A 20,736-nucleotide genomic window follows, 5' to 3' on the forward strand; every position below is an offset into this window, starting at 1 on the left:
GCCGAGTGTGCCGGATCTTTTATCCGGCAACACATCTGCTTTTCAAACCGGAAATAGCTGATATTTCCGGTTTTTTTATGTCTTTTTCCCCTTTGGCATAATCTGAAACATTTGCCTGGATGCGCTGCATCAATGAATAACTATTCTTCTGTTCGCATACTTACTCTCTTTTGCGTTGCAACAGGGATAGTCTTTCATGTCAGCAGTAACAGAATCACAGCCAGCTAAAAAATGGGCGATGCCCGACACGCTGGTGATTATTTTTTTCGTCGCCATTTTAACCAGTCTGGCAACATGGGTTGTTCCCGTCGGGATGTTCGACAGCCAGGAAGTTCAGTATCAGGTTGATGGACAAACCAAAACCCGTAAGGTGGTTGACCCCCATTCCTTTCGTATTCTGACCAACGACGCAGGTGAAGAGCAGTATCACCGGGTGCAGTTATTCACCACCGGAGATGAACGCCCAGGCCTGATGAATTTCCCGTTTGAAGGATTAACCTCCGGCTCGAAATTCGGCACTGCTGTCGGCATCATTATGTTTATGCTGGTCATTGGCGGCGCATTCGGCATCGTTATGCGTACCGGCACCATTGATAACGGCATCCTGGCGCTCATTCGCCATACGCGGGGCAACGAGGTCCTGTTTATCCCAGTGCTGTTTATTCTCTTCTCCTTAGGCGGCGCGGTGTTTGGCATGGGGGAAGAGGCTGTTGCCTTTGCCATTATCATAGCGCCTTTGATGGTACGGCTAGGTTACGACAGTATCACCACCGTGCTGGTTACCTATATCGCGACTCAGATTGGTTTCGCCAGCTCATGGATGAACCCATTTTGCGTGGTGGTAGCGCAAGGTATTGCGGGGGTACCGGTGCTCTCTGGTTCCGGGCTACGCATCGTGGTCTGGGTGATCGCTACACTAATCGGGCTGACCTTCACGCTGGCCTATGCGACGCGAATCAAAAAGAATCCGCTTTTGTCCCGGGTACATGAATCCGACCGCTTCTTTCGCGAGCAGCAGGACGAAGTCGTGGAACGACGCTTCACGCTGGGCGACTGGTTAGTGCTACTGGTGCTGACCGCGGTGATGATTTGGGTTGTCTGGGGCGTTATCGCCAACGCGTGGTTTATTCCTGAGATCGCCAGTCAGTTCTTCACGATGGGTCTGGTGATTGGCATTATCGGCGTCGTGTTTCAGCTCAACGGCATGACGGTCAACATCATGGCCTCCTCATTCACTGAGGGCGCACGAATGATGATTGCCCCTGCCCTGCTGGTTGGTTTTGCCAAAGGCATTTTACTGCTGGTCGGTAATGGAGAGGCGGGTGAAGCCAGCGTGTTAAACACTCTGCTGCACAGCATTGCCAATGGCATCAGCGGGCTGGATAACGCCATCGCGGCGTGGTTTATGCTATTGTTCCAGGCAGTATTTAATTTCTTCGTCACTTCCGGCTCTGGTCAGGCTGCGTTAACCATGCCGCTACTGGCACCGCTGGGCGATCTGGTTGGCGTAAACCGTCAGGTCACAGTCCTGGCCTTCCAGTTTGGCGACGGATTCAGTCATATTATCTATCCGACGTCAGCATCTCTGATGGCTACGTTAGGCGTTTGTCGGGTGGATTTTCGTAACTGGCTGAAGGTAGGTGCTACGCTGTTGGGACTGCTGTTTATTATGTCCAGCGTGGTGGTGATTGGCGCGCAGATGATGGGTTACCATTAAAAAGTGTGCGTCCGGCCTACTCGATTTCTCGACGCAGTAGGCCGGATGAACAGAGTTTACTCAGCTTCTTCCTGCTTTTCGGCTTTCGCCCCTTCATTCTTGGCGTTGCGGGTCATCCACAGCGCCAGGGCTTTCAGGGAGTCCGGTGTAAATTCGTCGCAGCGCGCGGTAATTTCTTCCGGCGTCAACCAGCAAACTTCACTGACCTCATCTTCCTGAAGCGCAAACGGTCCGTGGGAAACGCAGCTAAACAACCCACCCCATACGCGACAGTTCTGGTCTTCAAAGTAAAACTGACCATGCTCGGCAAACGGCACGCCCGCAATCCCCAGTTCCTCTTCTGCTTCACGACGCGCTGATTCCAGCATCTGCTCGTCAGCCTGAACCACACCGCCTGCGGTGGCATCCAGCATGCCGGGCAAAAAATCTTTTGTCTCAGTGCGACGTTGAACCAGAATTTTGCCCATACCATCATGCACAACGATATACGTTGCACGATGGCGTAAGCGTTGCGCCCGCATTTGTTCCCGGCTGGACTGTGCAATGACTTCGTTGTCTTCATTCACAATATCCACCCATTCAGTACTTGCCAAACGACGCTGTTCCACCATCAGGAAACCTTCTTTTTTCTGGCGCTCTTACGGCGCGTTTATGTTTGTGGGGTAAATTACGGATTAATCTCGACCTGTGCAATAACACTTTGATCATTGAGTGCCATTACGCTGAGAACATTATCATCCAGAATCCCGTAACTTGCCGCAAAGCCCCCTTTCGGGATGCTTACCGAGCCGGGATTGAAATGATAGATACCCTCGCGCCGCTCAGCAACCGGCAGATGAGTATGCCCATAAACCAGAACATCGCCCGCATTGAGCACCGGCATATTTTGCGGGCCAAAAAGGTGTCCGTGCGTCAAAAAGAGTCGCTGGTTTTCTGTCAGAATTTGCTGCCACGGCGCAGTCATCGGAAAATGCAGGAGCATCTGATCCACTTCGCTGTCGCAATTACCACGCACCGCAATAATTCGCGATGCCAGCTCATTCAGCCGTTCAGCAACCTGCGCAGGTGCATAGCCTTCTGGAAGCGCATTACGCGGCCCGTGGTTTAAAACATCACCCAATATCACCAGCCATTGCGCGCCGCTTGCAGCAAACCGTTCGAGTACGCGTTCCGTGGCTGGCAACGAACCATGAATGTCCGATGCGAACATCAGTTTCATCACTCACTCCTCGCTGAAAATCACCTTGTAATGATACTGGATTACGGCCCGTTTTTCAGCAGGAACGCTTCGCTGAAAGCGCGATAAAACGCTGTACTGAAGCGCGCTGCCACTGGAAGGTGGCGTATTCCGCAAGCGCTTCTGGAACCTCATCACCATTCAGGACCAGGCGATTAAGCATTAGCGCTAAATCACAGTCAGCGATACACCATTCGCCAAATAAATTCTGCTTACCGTGGCTCAGTAAACTGCTCGCAGTAGCGAACAGTTTTTCCGCACTGGCTTTTCCCGCTTCGCTTAACGGTCCTTTCTTCACGCCAGCAAAAACGACATCTGTTGATCGTTCCTCACGGATAGGCATTAAATCGCTGCGGATCCACGCCTGAACCTGGCGCGCCCGAGCGCGCTTTTGTACATCGTGTGGGTAGATACGCTCCCACTGTGGCGGTGCAAAGCTCTCTTCCAGGAATTCCGTAATCGCTGATGATTCGCTCAGTTCAAAACCATCGATCTCAAGAACCGGTACGCGGCGCGTCAAGGCGTAACCTTGCCATGAAGGATGCAAGTGTTCACCACTATTGAGATCAACGGTTTTCAGCGTGAAAGGTAGCCCCTTCTCTTGCAGAGCGACATAAACAGACAGCACGTAGGGGGAGAAAAAATTGGCATCTGACCACAGCGTAATTGCAGATTTGCTCATAATGTCCTCTGAAGTGTATTGGCTTGCTTTCAAAATATAGAGTCTTTCTCTCGCTGTCACTTGATGAAAACTCACGCACGCCAACAGGCTCTATACTTGTAATGACCCGGTTCATGACAAAACGGATGCTGAAAATGATCGATCTCTATTACACGCCATCGCCAAACAGTCACAAAATCACGCTGTTTCTTGAAGAGGCACAGCTGCAATACCGTCTGATTCATGTCGATATCAGCAAAGGCAGCCAGTTTCGCCCCGATTTTCTGCTGATCTCGCCGAACAATAAAATCCCGGCCATTATCGATCATGCGCCGGAAGATGGCGGAAGGCCCATCAGCTTGTTTGAGTCCGGAGAAATTTTACTCTATCTGGCGGAGAAGAGCGGTAAGCTGCTCAGCGGTGAATTACGCGAACGCCACACCACGCTGCAGTGGCTGTTCTGGCAGGTCAGCGGTCTGGGTCCCATGCTGGGGCAGAATCATCATTTCAGTCATTACGCTCCGCAAACGATCCCTTACGCTATTGAAAGATACCAGGTTGAAACCCAGCGCCTGTACAACGTGATGAATAAACGTCTGGAAACGTCACCCTGGCTGGGAGGCGATCACTACAGCATTGCTGACATTGCCTGCTGGCCGTGGATCCACGCCCATCAGCGTCAGCGCATCGACCTCGACAATTACCCTGCGGTCAATAACTGGCACGAACGCATCCGTACGCGTCCTGCCACGGAACGCGCCATGCAGCAAGCACTGAGTGAGAAGCGGTGACGCAATTCGGTTCTCGTGTATCATGCAGAGGTTCATACATGGAGGAAACCTGCAATGTCACAACCTGACGCCATTATTCGTATAAAAAACCTTCGTCTGCGCACCTTTATCGGCATCAAAGAAGAGGAGATCCTTAATCGCCAGGATATCGTCATCAATATTGCCATTCACTATCCGGCAGACAAAGCCCGTACCAGCGAAGATATCAACGACGCGCTGAATTACCGCACTATAACCAAAAGCATCATTGCCCACGTGGAGGGTAGCCGCTTCTCATTGTTAGAAAAATTAACTCAAGATGTGCTCGATATCGCACGCGAACATCACTGGGTCACTTATGCTGAAGTCGAGATAGATAAACTTCACGCATTGCGTTACGCCGACTCAGTATCAATGACGCTGAGCTGGCAGCGCTAAAACGTAACCCGGGAGGCGACATGCAGATTCTGATTACCGGCGGTACTGGCCTGATTGGACGTCATCTGATCCCCTGCCTGCTGGAACTGGGGCATCAGATAATCGTAGTGACACGTACCCCTGATAAGGCTCGTCAGATTCTCGACTCTCGGGTCACGTTATGGAAAGGACTGGAAGAGCGGCAACATCTCAATAATATTGATGCCGTGATTAACCTTGCCGGAGAGCCTATTGCAGATAAGCGCTGGAGCGCACAGCAAAAGGAACGCTTGTGCCAGAGCCGTTGGGGCATTACGCAGAAACTGGTCGATTTAATCAATGCGAGCGAGACGCCGCCCTCAGTGTTAATCTCCGGTTCCGCTACCGGTTACTACGGCGATTTAGGCGAAGTTGTAGTCACTGAAGAAGAGCCGCCGCATAACGAATTTACCCACAAGCTGTGTGCCCGCTGGGAGCAAATTGCCAGCACTGCGCAAAGCGACAAAACCCGAGTGTGTATGCTGCGTACCGGCGTGGTACTGGCCTCAGCAGGCGGCATTCTGGCAAAAATGGTCCCGCCGTTTCGTCTTGGCTTAGGCGGCCCGATCGGTAACGGACGCCAGTATATGGCCTGGATCCATGTTGATGATATGGTCAACGGAATTATCTGGCTGCTGAATAACGATCTACGCGGTCCCTTCAATATGGTTTCGCCATACCCGGTGCACAATGAGCAGTTTGCCCACGCGCTGGGTCACGCTCTGAACCGCCCTGCCATTCTGCGCGTTCCCGCCACCGCTATGCGACTGCTGATGGGGGAATCGTCAGTACTGGTCCTTGGTGGACAACGCGCATTGCCCAAACGCCTGGAAGCTTCCGGTTTTACGTTTCGCTGGTACGATTTAGAAGAAGCGCTGGCGGATGTCATCCGATAACCCCTAAGCGCTATTCACAGTCGCCGTTGTGGTGGTAAGGTTATAGACCAGATTTCCGCAATGGCGACGTTATGGCGATAATATCGACTCCCCGACTTACCCTCTCTTTGTTTCAATTTTCTGACTGGTCATTTTTCCAGAAACTCCGTGAATGTCCTGAAGTCATGCGCTATATGGGCAACATCGCCCCGGCGAAAGATACGCGGCTGTTATTCGCCAGACGTCTGGCCGCACAGCACACTTTCGTCATCCGCGAGCATAACAGCCCGACGCCACTTGGCGATATTGGTCTGCAAATCAGCCATCTTTACCCGCAGGAAGCCGACCTGGGCTACGCCATCATGCCACAGGCTCAGGGGAAAGGTATTGCCAGTGAAGCCGTCCATGCGGTGTGCCAGTATGCCTTCGAGCATGCAGGTGTGACGGCGATAAACGCATACGCGCTGGCGGATAATAAGGGTTCAATCCGTATTCTGGAAAAGACAGGCTTTGTACGTACGCAGGTACTGGAAAAGGCGTATGAGATTGACGGCATCGCCTACGACGACTGGGTGTTTCGGCTGGAGCGCGACGCGCTAAAATTGTAAGCCCGGAAAGCGTAGCGTCTCCGGGCTGTTGACTTACTTCAGCGATCCTTTAAGAAACTGCTGCAAACGCGGGCTTTGCGGATTACCAAATACCTGCTCCGGGTCACCCTCTTCCTCAATTTTCCCCTGATGCAGGAAAATCACGTGCGTGGAAACATGACGGGCAAACCCCATTTCGTGGGTCACCACCACCATGGTTTTCCCCTCTTCAGCCAGCTGTTGCATAATGCGCAGCACTTCACCCACCAGCTCAGGATCAAGCGCTGACGTAGGTTCATCAAACAATAACACTTCAGGTTCCATCGCCAGTGCACGGGCAATGGAAACACGCTGCTGCTGACCACCGGACAGGTGCACCGGATATTTGCCCTGTGCGCGCTCATCAATGCCCACTTTAGCCAGATACTTCACCGCACGGTCGCGAGCTTCCTGCTTGCTCAGCCCCAACACCTGAATCGGCGCTTCCATGACGTTTTCCAGCACTGTCATGTGGCTCCACAGATTAAAGTGCTGAAAGACCATCGTCAGACGCGTACGCAGCAGGCGTAGCTGATTTTTGTCCGCAACCTTCAACTGGCCGTCTTTGTCGCGCACCAGACCAATGTTCTGACCGCTGACGACAATCGACCCGGCACTCGGTTTCTCGAGAAAGTTAATGCAGCGCAGGAAGGTACTTTTACCGGAACCTGACGAGCCAATAATGCTGATAACATCACCCGCGTTGGCCTGCAGCGATACCCCTTTCAGCACTTCATGTTCGCCGTAGTGCTTATGTAAATCGATAACGTTTAATTTATTTTCAGACATCGTGTTACTCGAATCATTTAGAGGATACATGCTGCAACCAGCGTTTTTCCGCTTTACGGAACAGACTGATCAGGACATACGAAATAATCAAATACAGCACAGCGGCAATACCGAAGGCGGTAAACGGCTGATATGTTGCCGAGTTGATATCGCGAGCGATTTTCAACAAATCTGGCACCGTGGCCGTAAATGCCAGCGCCGTGGAGTGCAGCATTAAAATGACTTCATTGCTGTATGCCGGCAGCGCAATACGCAGCGCGGAAGGTAAAATAATGCAGCGATACAGTTTGAATGACGAGAAACCGTATGCGCGCGCAGCCTCAATCTCACCGTGAGGCACGGAACGAATAGCCCCGGCGAAAATCTCCGTGGTATAGGCGCAGGTATTCAGCGTCAGCGCCAGCACGGTGCAATTCAGCCCGCTGCGGAAAAACGCGTTGAGGAAGTCCGTGCCTTTAACTATTTCCAGCGTATACATCCCGGAATAAAACACCAGTAGCTGAACGTACAGCGGCGTCCCACGAAAAATATAGGTGAACAGCCAGATGGGAAACTGGATAAATTTATTACTGGAAACGCGACCAATCGCCAAAAAGAGTGCCAGTATTCCGCCCATCACTACTGACGAAATCAAAAGCCACAGGGTGATAGCGACGCCAGTGTAGCGATATCCGTCGGTCCACAGCAGGGACTTCCAGTATTCCTGAATAATCTCGATCACAGGTCAGCCCTCTTCACACCCACGGAATAGCGGCGCTCAAGGTACAGCAGCACACCATTAGAAACAGTGGTAAACACCAGATAGATGACCCCGCACACGACGGCAAAATAGAACGGCTCCCAGGTACTCTTCCCGGCAAGCTGAGTCGCTTTCACCACGTCTTCAAGTCCAAGCAACGATACCAGCGCCGTAGCCTTAAGAATAACCTGCCAGTTATTACCGATTCCCGGTAAGGCATAACGCATCATCGCCGGGAACATAATGCGACGAAATATTTGTGTGCTGGTAAAGCCAAACGCCGTCGCGGCTTCAATATGGCCTTTTGGTACAGCCATAAACGCACCGCGAAAAGTTTCGGTAAAGTAGGCACCGTAGATAAATCCAAGGGTGATAATGCCCGCAACCATCGGATCAATATCAATCTGGCCGATACCGATGGCATCGGTAATGGTATTCAGCGCGATTTGTAATCCGTAGAAGATGAGCAGCATTAAGACCAGATCGGGCACGCCGCGGATTAGCGTTGTGTACCCTTCGAAAATAAGCCCCATTGCCCGGCTTTGCGACAGCTTTGCTGCTGCGCCGACAAGACCTATCAGAACCGCCAGTACCACCGAGCTGAGTGCCAGCTCCAGCGTAACAATTGCGCCCTGTAAAATAACACCTGAAAAGCCATACAACATGCTGCCTGTCCTGTCGTGTGTGGTGGAGTAGTAAGCCTCTTTTGATTTCAGACTAACCGTTAAATGCCGGATGGCGGCCTTGCCTTATCCGGCCTACAAAATCACCGTAGGCCTGATAAGCGCAGCGCCATCGGGCATAAATTCAACGCGTCAAAAATCTACGGGCTTTATCAGCACCTGCGGTAATTAACCGCCGTAAACATCAAAATCGAAGTACTTTTTCGCCAGCTTCTCGTAAGTACCGTCAGCTCGCATTTCGGCAAAGGCTTTATTCAGCGCTTCGCGCAGTTCGTTATCGTCTTTGCGCAGCCCCATACCGGTACCCACGCCGAACAACTTCTCGTCTTTCACAGACGGGCCGCCGAATTTGTAATCTTTACCGACTGGCTGTTTCAGGAAGCCTTCGCTAGCCGCGACTTCATCCTGGAACGCGGCGTCAATACGCCCGGCAGTCAGGTCAGAATAGATATTGTCCTGCCCCTGATAAGAGACAATCTCAATACCTTTTGGCGCCCAGTGTTCGTTGCCGAACGTTTCCTGGGTAGTGCCCTGCAGCACACCAACACGTTTGCCTTTCAGCGACTCAATGGTCGGCTGAATAGCAGAATCTTTAGCGACAACCAGACGCGAATCGGCTGCATAAAGCTTGTCGGTAAATGCGATTTCCTGCTGACGTTTTTCAGTAATGGAAAGCGAGGACATGATGGCATCGATTTTCTTCGCTTTTAGCGAAGGGATCAGCGCGTCCAGCGGGTTTTCCACGAAGGTACATTGCGTATTGATACGTTTGCACAGCTCTTTAGCCAGATCGATATCAAAACCGACTAATTCACCCTGCGCATTCTTCGATTCGAACGGCGCATAAGTAGGATCGGTACCGATACGAATTTTTTGCGGAATGGCTGCAAATGCTGCGGTAGCACTGGAGAAAGCCAGAACCAGAGAAAGAGACAACACCAGTTTTTTCATAACTATCCTCAACAGACTGTCTTTTATAGGGGATCTTTACAGGACCAGGTGCAGTTATCGTGCCATTAATCAGGCCGACAAGGCAAAGCATTCTACCCTGTCGGCGGTATTTATTTGCATGAAAAGCGCTTAAGTATGCACTCATGCTTATTAAGTCAGCGATAAAAGCACCAAAACAGTGCACTGAATTTATTATGCACCGAAATGGTTACCCGCAATGGTGCAGTCAATTCCCCACGCCGCTGTATTAATCGCCGTAGACATTAAAATTAAAATATTTGCTCGCCATTTTGTCGTAGGTGCCGTCTTTACGCAGTTCGCCCAGCGCTTTGTCGAAAGCGGCTTTCAGCTCTGCATCATCTTTGCGCAAGCCAATCCCGGTTCCGTCACCAAAGTATTTTTTATCTTTCACCGACGGACCGGCAAAAGCGTAATCCTTACCAGCAGGCTGCTTCAGGAAGCCTTCGCTGGCCGCGACTTCATCTTGCAATGCCGCGTCCAGACGGCCTGCCGTCAGGTCAGAATAGATGAGGTCCTGGTTCGCATAGGCCACCACGTCCACGCCTTTACTGCGCCAGTTGTCATTGGCATAGGCTTCCTGAGTAGAGCCTTGCAGGACGCCAACGTGTTTACCCTTGAGGGAATCCAGAGTCGGCTGAATTGGGGAACCTTTCGCGGCGATCAGACGTGAGTCTGCAGCGTAAAGTTTGTCTGAGAACGCAATCTCTTGCTGACGCTTTTCGGTGATAGAAAGCGAGGAGATGATGGCATCAATTTTTTTCGCTTTCAGCGATGGGATCAGCGCATCAAAGTCACTGGCAACCCAGGTACATTTGATCTGCATGCGCTTACACATCTCATTTCCCAGATCGATATCAAAGCCGACAAAGTCGCCTTTGGCATCTTTAGAGGAAAAAGGAGCGTACGTTGTATCTGTACCAATACGAACCGTCTGCGGAAGTGCTGCGTAGCTGACCGCGGTGGCGGAGAGTCCTACCAGCAAAGACAAAGCAAGAACCGTCTTCTTCATACATAACCCTCAAGTGGCGTAATTTTATTATGTTTTACGTTGTGTTGTGTGTTTGCAGACTTTTTCATGCATGTCTTATGCCATTTTCACGTCGATGAGGATATTCGACGTTAAATATGTTAATAAAACGTTGCAATAATGTCCTGATTTTGAAGATAGCAGGTCTGGCGGTTGAACCGCAGCGTTTCGTTGAGTTTTAACGAATTAAATGTTGAGGATATGATCGCGGTTACAAAATTGCCCTGAAACAGGGCAACGGATGATTCTTTGCACGCTGATGGAACGGCTTACGCCCCTTGCCAGCGGGTGAACAGGTCCTGCGGAAGGGTAATATCAAACTGGTCAAGCACGCGATTAACCGTTTGATTAATCACATCATCGAGCGTTTGCGGACGATGATAAAACGCCGGGACAGGTGGCATAATTACCGCCCCAATTTCTGCCGCCTGCGTCATCAATCGCAAATGCCCCAGATGCAGCGGCGTTTCGCGTACACACAGCACCAGCGGACGACGTTCTTTCAACACCACATCTGCCGCACGGGTAAGCAACCCATCGGTGTAACTGTGGACGATGCCAGAAAGCGTTTTGATTGAACAAGGCAGAATAACCATTCCGGCAGTCTGAAAAGAGCCGGAGGAGATACTGGCGGCGATATCACGGGTATCATGATTCACATTTGCCAGCGCCTGCACGTCGCGCACAGAGAGGTCCGTTTCCAGCGCCAGCGTCTGTCGGGCAGCGGCACTCATCACCAGGTGGGTTTCCACATCAGTGACGTCACGCAATACCTGCAACAGGCGCACGCCGTAAATTGCCCCGCTTGCACCAGAAATACCAATGATGAGTCGTTTCATGTGTAATCGCCCTTACTTGCTCAGGGCCGACTTTGCAGGAAATTACTGTGAGTTGCAAGCAAGGACGCAGGTTGCGCCCTTGCTTGCGAGCAAACATTAACCTTCGTTGTGCATCTCAAGGTTTTCCGCTTCGTTCTGACGCAATACCGCTTTGGCATCGTCATTACGCAGGGAGTCGAGGAAATCGAGATATTGCTGGTCGACGTCTTTAGTAACGTACACGCCGTTAAACACTGAACATTCAAACTGCTGAATATCCGGGTTCTCAGCACGGACAGCTTCAATCAGATCGTTCAGATCCTGGAAGATCAGACCATCTGCGCCGATTATCTGGCGAATCTCGTCCACTTCACGACCATGCGCAATCAACTCCGTCGCCGTAGGCATATCGATGCCATAAACGTTCGGGAAGCGAATTTCCGGGGCGGCAGAGGCCAGATACACCTTCTTCGCTCCGGCTTCACGCGCCATCTCGATAATCTGTTCTGAGGTGGTGCCACGCACGATGGAGTCATCCACCAACAGCACGTTTTTATCACGGAATTCCGCACGGTTAGCGTTCAGCTTACGGCGCACAGATTTACGACGCAACTGCTGGCCCGGCATGATAAAGGTACGGCCCACATAGCGGTTTTTCACAAACCCCTGGCGGTACGGCTTACCGAGAATACGAGCAATTTCCAGCGCGATATCACAGGAGGTTTCCGGGATTGGGATTACTACGTCGATGTCCAGATCTTCCCACTCACGGGCAATTTTTTCGCCAAGCTTAGTCCCCATATTCACACGGGCGCTGTAGACGGAAATCTTGTCGATAAAGGAGTCAGGACGTGCGAAGTAAACGTATTCAAACAGACATGGATTGCTCACCGGGTTATCGGCACACTGACGGGTAAACAGCTGGCCTTTTTCGGTGATGTACACCGCTTCGCCAGGTGCTACGTCGCGCAGGAATTCAAAGCCCAACGTATCCAGCGCTACGCTCTCAGACGCCACCATGTACTCGGTACGGCCATCGCCAATATCGCGTTTGCCCATCACCAGCGGACGGATACCGTTAGGGTCGCGGAAGGCAACCATACCGTGACCGATAATCATCGCCACGCAGGCATAGGCGCCGCGAATCTGGCGGTTGGTTGCCGCAATGGCCGCAAAAATATTGTCGGCTTCCAGCGGGTAATGGCGGAAGTTATCCAGCTCGCTGGCGAAAATATTCAGCAGAATTTCAGAATCTGAAGTGGTATTGATGTGGCGGCGCTTTTCTTCAAACAGCTTTTTACGCAACTCATGCGCATTGGTCAGATTGCCATTGTGGGCAAGCGTAATGCCATACGGTGAGTTGACGTAAAAAGGTTGAGCTTCGGAGGCGCTGGAGCTGCCAGCCGTTGGGTAACGCACATGACCGATGCCCATATTGCCCTGCAAACGCTGCATATGGCGCGCTTCAAAAATATCGCTCACCATTCCGTTTGCTTTACGCAAGCGGAAGCAGTTGTTGGCATCAATGGTGATGATGCCTGCAGCATCCTGACCACGATGCTGGAGCACCGTTAACGCGTCATAAATCGACTGGTTTACCGGCATAACACCGGCGATACCGACAATACCGCACATACGTCTTTTCCTCGTTCAGCAACGACCCAAAGTTTATACTTTGGGCAAGAAACTTGACGAGCTTTGCAGATAGTCAAAGAACCATCTGATGATGAAACTGAACTGCGGGATCAGCTGTGACTTACCCCAGTCTTCACTTTTCGACAGACCGGTAAAGGTATCGAGAAAGAACAGTATGGCGGCGACGATCAACGCTCCACGCAAAGCACCGAAGCAAATCCCCAACACTCTGTCGGTACCCGACAGTCCTGTTTTCTCTACCAGTTGGCCTATCACAAAGTTAACGATAGCGCCGACGATAAGTGTCGCGATGAACAGTATCGCGATAGCAATCCCATTTCGAACCAGTTCGTCTTCAAAGCCCGTAAACCAGACAGACAGGTAAGTGTAGTAATGGCTGGCGACAAAGAAAGCACAACCCCAAGTCACCAACGATAATGCTTCACGAACAAAGCCACGGATCAGGCTAACCAGACAGGAAAAACCAATCACCGCGATAATGGCGTAATCAATCCAGACCATATGTGTCCCACGATTTTACGCCCTGTCGTCCTGTTCGGGGCGCATTCTAACAGAAAAAGAAAACGTTTGCGTAGGGATTTCCTTTCCACGCGTAAATAAAAATGGCGCTGAAAAAATCTTCAACGCCATACGATTTTATGCCTCTTCGGACACTGCCGGATGGCGGTGTAAACACCTTGTCCGGCCTACATCAGAGCAACGTAACGCAATCCCTTAGTTAGGGGTATACCCCATCACCACCCCGCTCAAACCAGAGATCTTCTGCAGCTCGCCCAGCGAGTTCTTCAGCTTATCTTTGGAGGCGTCAGGTCCTACGAGAATGCGGGTTATTTTACCCTGCACCGGCGTTGACGGGGAAGTATATACCCGGAAGCCCGCGCCACGAAGTTTACCCACGATCTCATTGACCTTATCCGCGTTTTTCAATGCACCGAGCTGTACAACATACGCTTTGCCGGTTGGGGCTGGCGCTTCCTCAGCGGCCGGTTTCGGCGCTGGAGTCGGTGCCGGCGTTGGCGTCGGGGCGACAGCAACAGGCTGCGGCTTCGGTTTAGGTTTCGGTGGTTCCACAGGCGCAGGGACAGGATCTAACTCCGCGCTGTTTGCCGTCGTCAAACGTGATGGATCCAACGATGGCGCGGCAGCATCACCCGCACGCACCTCTTCTGCCGCCCCTTCCGGCGGCTGAGTCGGCAGTGCCTGCGTTGCTGCAGGCATCATGTCTGGTTCATCGCGATCGCCGGGTTTAGGCACCAGTGGGATCGCTGCAAATTCATCCTGATAATGCTTTTTCTGGCCGTCAAGCAGCCCGGGAAGCACAATCACCCCGAGCGCGACCAGCACAATTGTGCCGACTAATCGATTCTGAAACTTACTCGCCACCGCTTCTCCCCACGTCTATTACTTCCATGACATGTGCGACAGTGTGAAACGATCCACACACCAACACGGTATCTTCTGGCTTCGCCTCAGCAAGTGCCGCAGCCCATGCCTGCGCCACGCTGTCATAAGCGTTGCCTTTGCCCAGGTGCTCCAGCAGCTGTTCTGCCGTTGCACCACGCGGCCCTTCCAGGGGCGCACAGTACCAGTCGTCAACCACACTTTTCAGCCAGGCCAACGTACCTGCAATATCTTTATCATGTAGCATACCGATAACCGCAAGTACACGCCCGCTTTTCACTAACTTTTTCAGACGTCCGGTCAGATACTCCGCCGCATGCGGGTTATGGGCAACATCAAAAATCACCCGCGGTGACTCGCTCACAATCTGGAAGCGTCCCGGTAAAATCGCTTGTTCGATACCGTCACGAATGGCCTGCTCGCTGACGTTAAGGCCGCTTGCGCGCAGTGCGGCCAGTGCGGTTGCAGCGTTAGGTTGTGGCACCTGCGGCAACGGCAGGTGCGCCAGCGTTCCATGAGCATCAGTAAACGACCAGTCGTTCTCTGTGACCGCATAGCGCCAGTCCACACCGCAACGTTGCAAAATCGCCCCGCACTCCTGAGCGACATCTGCGATGGTGTAAGGCATTTCCGGTTCGCCGACGATGGCCGGTTTCTCTGCGCGGAAAATCCCCGCCTTCTCACGACCAATACTTTCGCGATCCGGGCCCAGCCAGTCAGTATGGTCAAGCGCAATACTGGTGACTACTGCGACATCGGCATCGACGATATTGGTGGCGTCAAGGCGGCCGCCTAACCCCACTTCCAGAATAACAACATCCAGTTGGGCCTGTTTAAACAGCCAGAGTGCCGATAACGTACCGTATTCAAAGTAAGTCAGGGAAATGTCACCACGTGCGTCTTCAATCTCAGCAAACGAGGCGGTATGAGCTGATTCCGGCAGTTCACGCCCCTGCACGCGTACGCGTTCCGTGTAGCGCACCAGATGAGGCGAACTGTACACCCCAACTTTATAGCCTGCCGCAGTCAGCACAGATTCCAGCGTACGACAGGTTGTGCCTTTCCCATTGGTTCCTGCCACCGTAAAAACAAATGGCGCAGGTTTCAACACCCCCAGTTTACGCGCCACCTGGCTGACGCGTTCAAGGCCCAGATCGATGGTTTTACTGTGCAGGTTTTCAAGATAAGAAAGCCACGACGCCAGGGGCGACGCGGCTTGAGGGATACGTTTATTGTCCATGATGCCTGTAGATTCTTTACGTTGAGAAAAGCAAAAGGGCAGCGCCAACCGGCCTGCCCTTTTTTACACGTCGTTTTCCACGTTGCAGATGTGTTGGCTGTACTCGCTCTCCCGAATCACTTAACGGTGTAAGTTCATCGGGATTAACACTCTTGTCGCCTGCCTGCAACCCGAAACCCATAGCGTAAACTATCAGGCCTCTGGTTCCTGATCGGGAACCGGAGGTACCACTTCGCCTTCACGCGGCTCATCCGGATTCGGCGCAGGAAGATTCATCAGCTTCGCCAGGATGCTTGCCAGTTTCAGGCGCATTTCCGGACGGCGAACGATCATATCGATAGCGCCTTTTTCAATCAGGAACTCGCTGCGCTGGAATCCCGGCGGCAGTTTCTCACGTACGGTTTGCTCGATAACACGCGGACCAGCGAAGCCGATCAGTGCTTTCGGTTCTGCAATGTTGAGATCGCCCAGCATCGCGAAGCTTGCGGAAACACCACCCATTGTTGGGTCGGTCAGTACAGAAATATACGGTAAACCGCGTTCCTGCATTTTCGCCAGCGCAGCAGAGGTTTTCGCCATCTGCATCAAAGACATCAGCGCTTCCTGCATACGCGCCCCGCCAGAAGCGGAGAAGCAGATCAGCGGACAGTTGTCTTCCAGCGCCTGCTCAACGGCACGGACAAAACGCGCGCCGACCACAGAGCCCATGGAGCCGCCCATAAACGCGAACTCGAATGCCGCAGCAACGACCGGCATACCGTGAAGTGTGCCTTTCATCACCACCAGCGCATCTTTCTCGCCGGTTTCTTTCTGCGCAGAAGCCAGTCTGTCTTTGTATTTTTTGGAGTCACGAAACTTCAGCACGTCTTTCGGCTCAAGCTCGCTACCCAGTTCCACAAGAGAACCTTCATCTAACAGGCTATGCAGGCGATTGCGCGCCGACATGCGCATATGATGGTCACACTTCGGACAGACCTCAAGATTACGTTCCAGCTCAGCACGGTATAAAACCTGACCGCAGCTATCACACTTGGTCCACACCCCTTCAGGAATGCTTGCCTTGCGGGTGGGAGTAATGTTGCTTTTAATTCGTTCAATCCAGCTCATTGGTGACCTTTCTGCCTGAACCCTAGTCAGCTTTGTTATAAGGGGCGCATAATGCCATTTTTGCCCCTAACAGACCATGAATGTTGCACATTAAAACATAACAGCCCGAAACTTTGGATAAAAAAGTGGTCGAACCGCTGAGTTACTTTCTATTTTGCAGCCCGTGACGCAGCACGCTTATGGCGAATTACTTCAATCACCCCCGGCAATACGGAAAGGACGATAATCGCCACAATCAATAATTTCAGGTTTTCCTGGACGATCGGCAGATCGCCGAACAGGTAGCCTGCGTAGGTGAACAACAATACCCACAGCAATGCACCTACGACGTTATACATCGCAAAGTGACGGTAGGACATATGTCCCATACCGGCAACAAACGGCGCAAATGTACGCACGATAGGCACGAAACGCGCCAGGATAATCGTCTTACCGCCATGACGCTCGTAGAACGCATGGGTTTTATCCAGGTAGCTGCGGCGGAAAATTTTGGAGTTCGGGTTACTGAAAAGTTTTTCCCCGAACAATCGGCCAATCGTGTAGTTCACCGCATCGCCCACAATCGCCGCCACAATCATCAGTGCCACCATCAGATGAACATTAAGATCGTTGGTTGGCAGCGCAGAAAGCGCGCCCGCAACAAACAGCAGCGAGTCCCCTGGCAGGAATGGTGTCACCACCAGCCCGGTTTCACAAAACAGGATCAGAAACAGAATGGCGTATACCCAGATACCGTATTCCGCAACCAGCTCCGCCAGGTGCACATCAATGTGCAGGATAAAATCGATAAGAAAGTAAATCAGGTCCATAGTTTTGCCTTTATACGACTCAAATTAGTCCGCCAGAAATAGCGGGCCCATAGGCGGTTTTGGCAGGTCGAACCGGTCCGGGTAATCTACCGCAACCAGATACAGTCCTTCCGCTTTCGCCGTTGCCGCTGCCAGCGTTCTGTCCTTTGCTGCTAACAGTTCTGCTATCCAGCTCTCCGGCTGGTTGTTGGCGCCAACTTCCATCAGGCTGCCGACAATATTCCTGACCATATGATGTACAAAGGCATTCGCTTTAATATCCACCACCACATATGCACCGAAACGTTCGACGTTAATGTGCATCACGTTTCGCCACGGCGTGCGCGACTGACACTGCACCGCTCGAAACGAGGTAAAATCATTTTCGCCAATCAGACACTGGGCCGCACGATGCATACGCTCAGCGTCCAGCGGTTCATAGTAATGGGTTACCCCTTTACCCAAAACCGCAGGGCGCAACCGATGATTGTAGATGATGTAGCGATAACGGCGAGCCGTGGCGCTAAATCGGGCATGAAAATCATCGGGTACAGCTTTAACCCAGCGCACGGCGATGTCACCAGGTAAATTCGCATTTACCCCCAGTGTCCAGGCCGCATCTTTACGCTGGGCAGTGGTTTCAAAATGCACGACCTGCCCAGTGCCATGAACGCCCGCATCCGTGCGTCCTGCACAAAAAACATTGATGCGTTCATTCGCCACCTGAGAGAGCGCTTTTTCCAGTTTTTCCTGAACGCTACGCACTTCGTTCTGGCGCTGCCAGCCATAATATTTGCTGCCGTCATACTCAATGCCCAGCGCAATTTTATGGGTTGACGGCTGTTGCTGGTCAGACATTAGTACAGGTACTCCTGCACCAGTTTTTCCGCTATTTTCACCGCCATTAACGCGCCGCCAAAGCGTACGTTGTCCGCCACAGACCAGAACTGAACCTGCTCTGGCATACCGTAATCATTATGCACGCAGCCAATAGAAAGGTGCGGCGTGCCCGATGCATCGCCAACCTGGGTCGGGAAATCGGTCTCTTCCGACAACACCACGTCTTCACCGCGTGAAAACGCATCGCGCGCTTCTTCCGCCGCCAACGGGCGCAGGGCCTCAAAATTCACCATCTGCGCGTGGCCATAAAATACCGGGGACTGCACGATGCTGGCAGAGATGAGCAGACCATCATCCTGCATAATTTTGCGCACTTCATCAACGATACGACGTTCTTCACGCACGCTACCTTCACGATCGGGCAGCAGCGGCAGCATGTTGAATGCCAACTGACGGCCAAAGAAATCATCTTCGTCAATCGGGATGCCGTTAAGCAGTTTTGCACTCTGTCCGGCCAGCGCATCCACCGCTTTTTTGCCATGAGCGGAAGCCGAGATAATATTGGTCACCGTAATACGCGAAAGCCCACCGTCATCAATCAACGGTTTCAGCGCAGACAGCAGTTGGCTGGTCAGACTGTTAGGTACCGCAATCACATTGCGGTTACGGTAATCCGCCAGCACGAACGGGTTAACGTCCGGAACCACCAGCGGAACGTCTGGCTCAAGCGCGAACAGACCGCTGCTGTCGATCACCAGGCAACCCGCATTAGTGGCTTCTTCTACCCAGGCGGCGGTGGCTTCAGCGCCCGCAACAAAAAATGCCAACTGTGCCTGCGTCCAGTCAAAGTCTGCAACGTCCTGCACTATGACCGATTTACCGTTAAAACGCAGATGTTCACCGGCGCTTTCATTACGCGCCAGCGCATAAATTTCACCGACCGGGAACTGGCGTTCAGCCAGCGTATCGAGCAGGGCTTCGCCTACGGCGCCCGTTGCGCCCAGAATGGCAATATTCCAGCCTTCAGACATGGTGATTTACTCCAAGAAATACGTAAGCGTCCCTGTCGCATTATTCGACAGGGAGCATTAAGAAGACATTAATGTGCCGGATGATGAACAGCGTTAAAACCCAGCTTACACAATAAGGCAGCAGCCGTTGCGTCGTCACACATCACATATAAAGACGACCATTCACGACGCTCAAGGTAATTTTTACGCAGTTTATCAAACTCACCCGGAATTCCAGCGACTTTGCGCAGCGGCGCATCATCGCGGCGCACATCATACACTAAATGCACCAGCCTTTTCAGCGTTGGCTGATCTAACGGGCCATGCAGGGTGATACGACCAAATTCCGGCGCGGGTAACAGGGTACTGAGCGCAACGTGCTGCTCGTGACCAATAAACTTACTATAGGCCTCAAAGACCTGCGTGGTACCACGGGCTTTTCCTTCGAGGGTATACCCGGCAATGTGCGCCGTGCCGATATCGACTTTCTCCAGCAACGCCACATTGAGATCCGGCTCTCCTTCCCAGACATCCAGCACAACGCTCAGCGACTGACCGGCATTCAATCGGTTCAGCAATGCCGTATTGTCGATGACCGCCCCACGGCAGGCGTTGATCAGAATAGTGCCCGGCTTCAACCGGCTAATCAGCGCGTCATCCGCCATGTGCAGCGTTTTGTACGGCCCGTCTTTAAACAGTGGGGTATGGAAAGTCAGCACATCGGCTTGCTCAACCAGTTCATCCAGCGAGCAGAAATTGCCTTCGTCACCGCGATCGGCTCGCGGTGGATCGCACAGCAGCGTGCGGATCCCCAGCGCTTCCAGACGCGCCTGCAAACGCCCGCCCACGTTACCCACACCCACAATGCCTACGGTGCGATCGCGTAACGCAAACCCGTCGCGCTCCGCCAGCATCAGTAACGCTGAAAAAACATATTCTACGACCGCTATTGCGTTACAACCGGGCGCGGCGGAAAAACCGATCCCCGCCTGCGCAAGCCAGGCGTCATCCACATGGTCTGTGCCAGCGGTTGCCGTACCGACAAATTTAACCGGTTTTCCGCCAAGCAGTGATTCATTTACTTTCGTCACCGAGCGCACCATTAAAGCATCCGCATCATCCAGTTCAGCAACGGGAATCGGACGACCGGGAACCGCTTTGACCTCCCCCAAACGACTGAACAGTTCGCGGGCATAGGGCATATTTTCATCAACGAGGATTTTCACGTCTTTCGCACCTGTTTGAGAACGAGAGTTAACCGGGCAAGTGTGCCATAATCTCGCCGCCAGGCATACTGCGAGACCTGGTCAGCACAGATTTAAGG

At 52.4% G+C, this 20,736-nt stretch carries 23 protein-coding genes; 5 read left to right on the plus strand and 18 right to left on the minus strand.

What is annotated here, in order from left to right; genetic code table 11:
- Positions 1–196 precede the first annotated feature (196 nt).
- Positions 197–1,717: a putative basic amino acid antiporter YfcC gene (gene yfcC / locus OGX97_RS21875; RefSeq protein ID WP_100272078.1), complete on the plus strand. Its 1,521-nt coding sequence runs from the start codon at positions 197–199 to the stop codon at positions 1,715–1,717.
- Positions 1,718–1,773: 56 nt separating this feature from the next.
- Here yfcC and yfcD read toward each other — a convergent pair whose 3' ends face one another.
- Genes yfcD through yfcF form a run of 3 tightly spaced genes read right to left on the minus strand, consistent with a single transcriptional unit; the run spans position 1,774 to position 3,636 of the window.
- A complete protein-coding gene (yfcD, locus tag OGX97_RS21880; protein WP_003834775.1) occupies positions 1,774–2,328 on the minus strand; it encodes an NUDIX hydrolase YfcD in 555 nt (184 codons plus the stop codon).
- 56 nt (positions 2,329–2,384) lie between these two features.
- On the minus strand, positions 2,385–2,936 hold the full coding sequence (yfcE, locus tag OGX97_RS21885; protein WP_008785353.1) for a phosphodiesterase: 552 nt from the start codon (positions 2,934–2,936) through the stop codon (positions 2,385–2,387).
- A gap of 55 nt (positions 2,937–2,991) precedes the next feature.
- Positions 2,992–3,636, minus strand: coding sequence for a glutathione transferase (yfcF, locus tag OGX97_RS21890; RefSeq protein ID WP_003834778.1), 645 nt, complete (start codon positions 3,634–3,636; stop codon positions 2,992–2,994).
- A gap of 134 nt (positions 3,637–3,770) precedes the next feature.
- Between yfcF and yfcG the strand changes: the two genes are divergently transcribed.
- From yfcG to OGX97_RS21910, 4 genes are all read left to right on the plus strand, one after another.
- Positions 3,771–4,406: a GSH-dependent disulfide bond oxidoreductase gene (gene yfcG / locus OGX97_RS21895; protein WP_279850773.1), complete on the plus strand. Its 636-nt coding sequence runs from the start codon at positions 3,771–3,773 to the stop codon at positions 4,404–4,406.
- A gap of 54 nt (positions 4,407–4,460) precedes the next feature.
- Positions 4,461–4,823: a dihydroneopterin triphosphate 2'-epimerase gene (gene folX, locus OGX97_RS21900; RefSeq protein ID WP_279850731.1), complete on the plus strand. Its 363-nt coding sequence runs from the start codon at positions 4,461–4,463 to the stop codon at positions 4,821–4,823.
- Positions 4,824–4,843: 20 nt separating this feature from the next.
- Positions 4,844–5,737, plus strand: a complete 894-nt coding sequence (locus OGX97_RS21905) for a TIGR01777 family oxidoreductase (RefSeq protein ID WP_003834782.1) — start codon at positions 4,844–4,846, stop codon at positions 5,735–5,737.
- A gap of 71 nt (positions 5,738–5,808) precedes the next feature.
- Positions 5,809–6,324, plus strand: coding sequence for a GNAT family N-acetyltransferase (locus tag OGX97_RS21910; RefSeq protein WP_071941297.1), 516 nt, complete (start codon positions 5,809–5,811; stop codon positions 6,322–6,324).
- 33 nt (positions 6,325–6,357) lie between these two features.
- Here the strand turns inward: OGX97_RS21910 and hisP are convergent, their stop codons facing one another.
- The 15 genes from hisP to pdxB all read right to left on the minus strand — a co-directional run bounded on the left by hisP (position 6,358) and on the right by pdxB (position 20,638).
- Positions 6,358–7,131, minus strand: coding sequence for a histidine ABC transporter ATP-binding protein HisP (hisP, locus tag OGX97_RS21915; protein ID WP_003028114.1), 774 nt, complete (start codon positions 7,129–7,131; stop codon positions 6,358–6,360).
- A gap of 13 nt (positions 7,132–7,144) precedes the next feature.
- The gene (hisM, locus tag OGX97_RS21920; RefSeq protein WP_003028116.1) at positions 7,145–7,852 is read right to left on the minus strand and encodes a histidine ABC transporter permease HisM; all 708 of its coding nucleotides are present in this window, start codon (positions 7,850–7,852) and stop codon (positions 7,145–7,147) included.
- A complete protein-coding gene (locus tag OGX97_RS21925; protein WP_235127116.1) occupies positions 7,849–8,535 on the minus strand; it encodes a histidine ABC transporter permease HisQ in 687 nt (228 codons plus the stop codon). Before OGX97_RS21925 ends, hisM begins: the two co-directional genes overlap by 4 nt.
- 186 nt (positions 8,536–8,721) lie before the next feature.
- Complete coding sequence (gene hisJ / locus OGX97_RS21930; protein WP_003028120.1) at positions 8,722–9,504, minus strand: histidine ABC transporter substrate-binding protein HisJ; 783 nt, start codon at positions 9,502–9,504, stop codon at positions 8,722–8,724.
- Between the two features lie 247 nt (positions 9,505–9,751).
- Positions 9,752–10,534, minus strand: coding sequence for a lysine/arginine/ornithine ABC transporter substrate-binding protein ArgT (argT, locus tag OGX97_RS21935; protein WP_071445219.1), 783 nt, complete (start codon positions 10,532–10,534; stop codon positions 9,752–9,754).
- A gap of 287 nt (positions 10,535–10,821) precedes the next feature.
- Entirely contained in the window at positions 10,822–11,391 is a 570-nt protein-coding gene (locus tag OGX97_RS21940) for a UbiX family flavin prenyltransferase (RefSeq protein WP_003028125.1), read from the minus strand.
- A 96-nt stretch (positions 11,392–11,487) separates the two neighbouring features.
- Positions 11,488–13,005, minus strand: a complete 1,518-nt coding sequence (gene purF / locus OGX97_RS21945) for an amidophosphoribosyltransferase (RefSeq protein WP_003028127.1) — start codon at positions 13,003–13,005, stop codon at positions 11,488–11,490.
- 33 nt (positions 13,006–13,038) lie between these two features.
- Positions 13,039–13,527, minus strand: a complete 489-nt coding sequence (cvpA, locus tag OGX97_RS21950) for a colicin V production protein (RefSeq protein WP_003028129.1) — start codon at positions 13,525–13,527, stop codon at positions 13,039–13,041.
- A gap of 213 nt (positions 13,528–13,740) precedes the next feature.
- A complete protein-coding gene (gene dedD / locus OGX97_RS21955) occupies positions 13,741–14,409 on the minus strand; it encodes a cell division protein DedD (protein ID WP_003834793.1) in 669 nt (222 codons plus the stop codon).
- A complete protein-coding gene (gene folC, locus OGX97_RS21960) occupies positions 14,399–15,667 on the minus strand; it encodes a bifunctional tetrahydrofolate synthase/dihydrofolate synthase (RefSeq protein WP_071445209.1) in 1,269 nt (422 codons plus the stop codon). Before folC ends, dedD begins: the two co-directional genes overlap by 11 nt.
- A gap of 192 nt (positions 15,668–15,859) precedes the next feature.
- Entirely contained in the window at positions 15,860–16,774 is a 915-nt protein-coding gene (accD, locus tag OGX97_RS21965; protein ID WP_003834797.1) for an acetyl-CoA carboxylase, carboxyltransferase subunit beta, read from the minus strand.
- Positions 16,775–16,923: 149 nt separating this feature from the next.
- Entirely contained in the window at positions 16,924–17,583 is a 660-nt protein-coding gene (locus OGX97_RS21970) for a DedA family protein (RefSeq protein ID WP_003028140.1), read from the minus strand.
- A 24-nt stretch (positions 17,584–17,607) separates the two neighbouring features.
- Positions 17,608–18,420, minus strand: a complete 813-nt coding sequence (gene truA / locus OGX97_RS21975) for a tRNA pseudouridine(38-40) synthase TruA (protein ID WP_003028142.1) — start codon at positions 18,418–18,420, stop codon at positions 17,608–17,610.
- Positions 18,420–19,433, minus strand: a complete 1,014-nt coding sequence (locus OGX97_RS21980; RefSeq protein WP_008785360.1) for an aspartate-semialdehyde dehydrogenase — start codon at positions 19,431–19,433, stop codon at positions 18,420–18,422. The genes truA and OGX97_RS21980 overlap by 1 nt, the downstream gene beginning before the upstream one ends.
- Before the next feature lie 68 nt (positions 19,434–19,501).
- Entirely contained in the window at positions 19,502–20,638 is a 1,137-nt protein-coding gene (pdxB, locus tag OGX97_RS21985) for a 4-phosphoerythronate dehydrogenase PdxB (protein WP_048234815.1), read from the minus strand.
- Positions 20,639–20,736: the final 98 nt, after the last annotated feature.

Origin of the sequence: Citrobacter sp. Cpo061 (assembly GCF_030332845.1) — a bacterium.
GTDB classification, from domain to species: domain Bacteria; phylum Pseudomonadota; class Gammaproteobacteria; order Enterobacterales; family Enterobacteriaceae; genus Citrobacter; species Citrobacter portucalensis.

Bases quoted from the DNA above. Each gene is read 5' to 3' on its own strand.
- yfcC (WP_100272078.1), top strand. From the start codon at position 197: ATGTCAGCAGTAACAGAATCACAGCCAGCTAAAAAATGGGCGATGCCC.
- yfcD (WP_003834775.1), bottom strand. From the start codon at position 2,328: ATGGTGGAACAGCGTCGTTTGGCAAGTACTGAATGGGTGGATATTGTG.
- yfcE (WP_008785353.1), bottom strand. From the start codon at position 2,936: ATGAAACTGATGTTCGCATCGGACATTCATGGTTCGTTGCCAGCCACG.
- yfcF (WP_003834778.1), bottom strand. From the start codon at position 3,636: ATGAGCAAATCTGCAATTACGCTGTGGTCAGATGCCAATTTTTTCTCC.
- yfcG (WP_279850773.1), top strand. From the start codon at position 3,771: ATGATCGATCTCTATTACACGCCATCGCCAAACAGTCACAAAATCACG.
- folX (WP_279850731.1), top strand. From the start codon at position 4,461: ATGTCACAACCTGACGCCATTATTCGTATAAAAAACCTTCGTCTGCGC.
- OGX97_RS21905 (WP_003834782.1), top strand. From the start codon at position 4,844: ATGCAGATTCTGATTACCGGCGGTACTGGCCTGATTGGACGTCATCTG.
- OGX97_RS21910 (WP_071941297.1), top strand. From the start codon at position 5,809: ATGGCGATAATATCGACTCCCCGACTTACCCTCTCTTTGTTTCAATTT.
- hisP (WP_003028114.1), bottom strand. From the start codon at position 7,131: ATGTCTGAAAATAAATTAAACGTTATCGATTTACATAAGCACTACGGC.
- OGX97_RS21925 (WP_235127116.1), bottom strand. From the start codon at position 8,535: ATGTTGTATGGCTTTTCAGGTGTTATTTTACAGGGCGCAATTGTTACG.
- hisJ (WP_003028120.1), bottom strand. From the start codon at position 9,504: ATGAAAAAACTGGTGTTGTCTCTTTCTCTGGTTCTGGCTTTCTCCAGT.
- argT (WP_071445219.1), bottom strand. From the start codon at position 10,534: ATGAAGAAGACGGTTCTTGCTTTGTCTTTGCTGGTAGGACTCTCCGCC.
- OGX97_RS21940 (WP_003028125.1), bottom strand. From the start codon at position 11,391: ATGAAACGACTCATCATTGGTATTTCTGGTGCAAGCGGGGCAATTTAC.
- purF (WP_003028127.1), bottom strand. From the start codon at position 13,005: ATGTGCGGTATTGTCGGTATCGCCGGTGTTATGCCGGTAAACCAGTCG.
- cvpA (WP_003028129.1), bottom strand. From the start codon at position 13,527: ATGGTCTGGATTGATTACGCCATTATCGCGGTGATTGGTTTTTCCTGT.
- folC (WP_071445209.1), bottom strand. From the start codon at position 15,667: ATGGACAATAAACGTATCCCTCAAGCCGCGTCGCCCCTGGCGTCGTGG.
- accD (WP_003834797.1), bottom strand. From the start codon at position 16,774: ATGAGCTGGATTGAACGAATTAAAAGCAACATTACTCCCACCCGCAAG.
- OGX97_RS21970 (WP_003028140.1), bottom strand. From the start codon at position 17,583: ATGGACCTGATTTACTTTCTTATCGATTTTATCCTGCACATTGATGTG.
- truA (WP_003028142.1), bottom strand. From the start codon at position 18,420: ATGTCTGACCAGCAACAGCCGTCAACCCATAAAATTGCGCTGGGCATT.
- OGX97_RS21980 (WP_008785360.1), bottom strand. From the start codon at position 19,433: ATGTCTGAAGGCTGGAATATTGCCATTCTGGGCGCAACGGGCGCCGTA.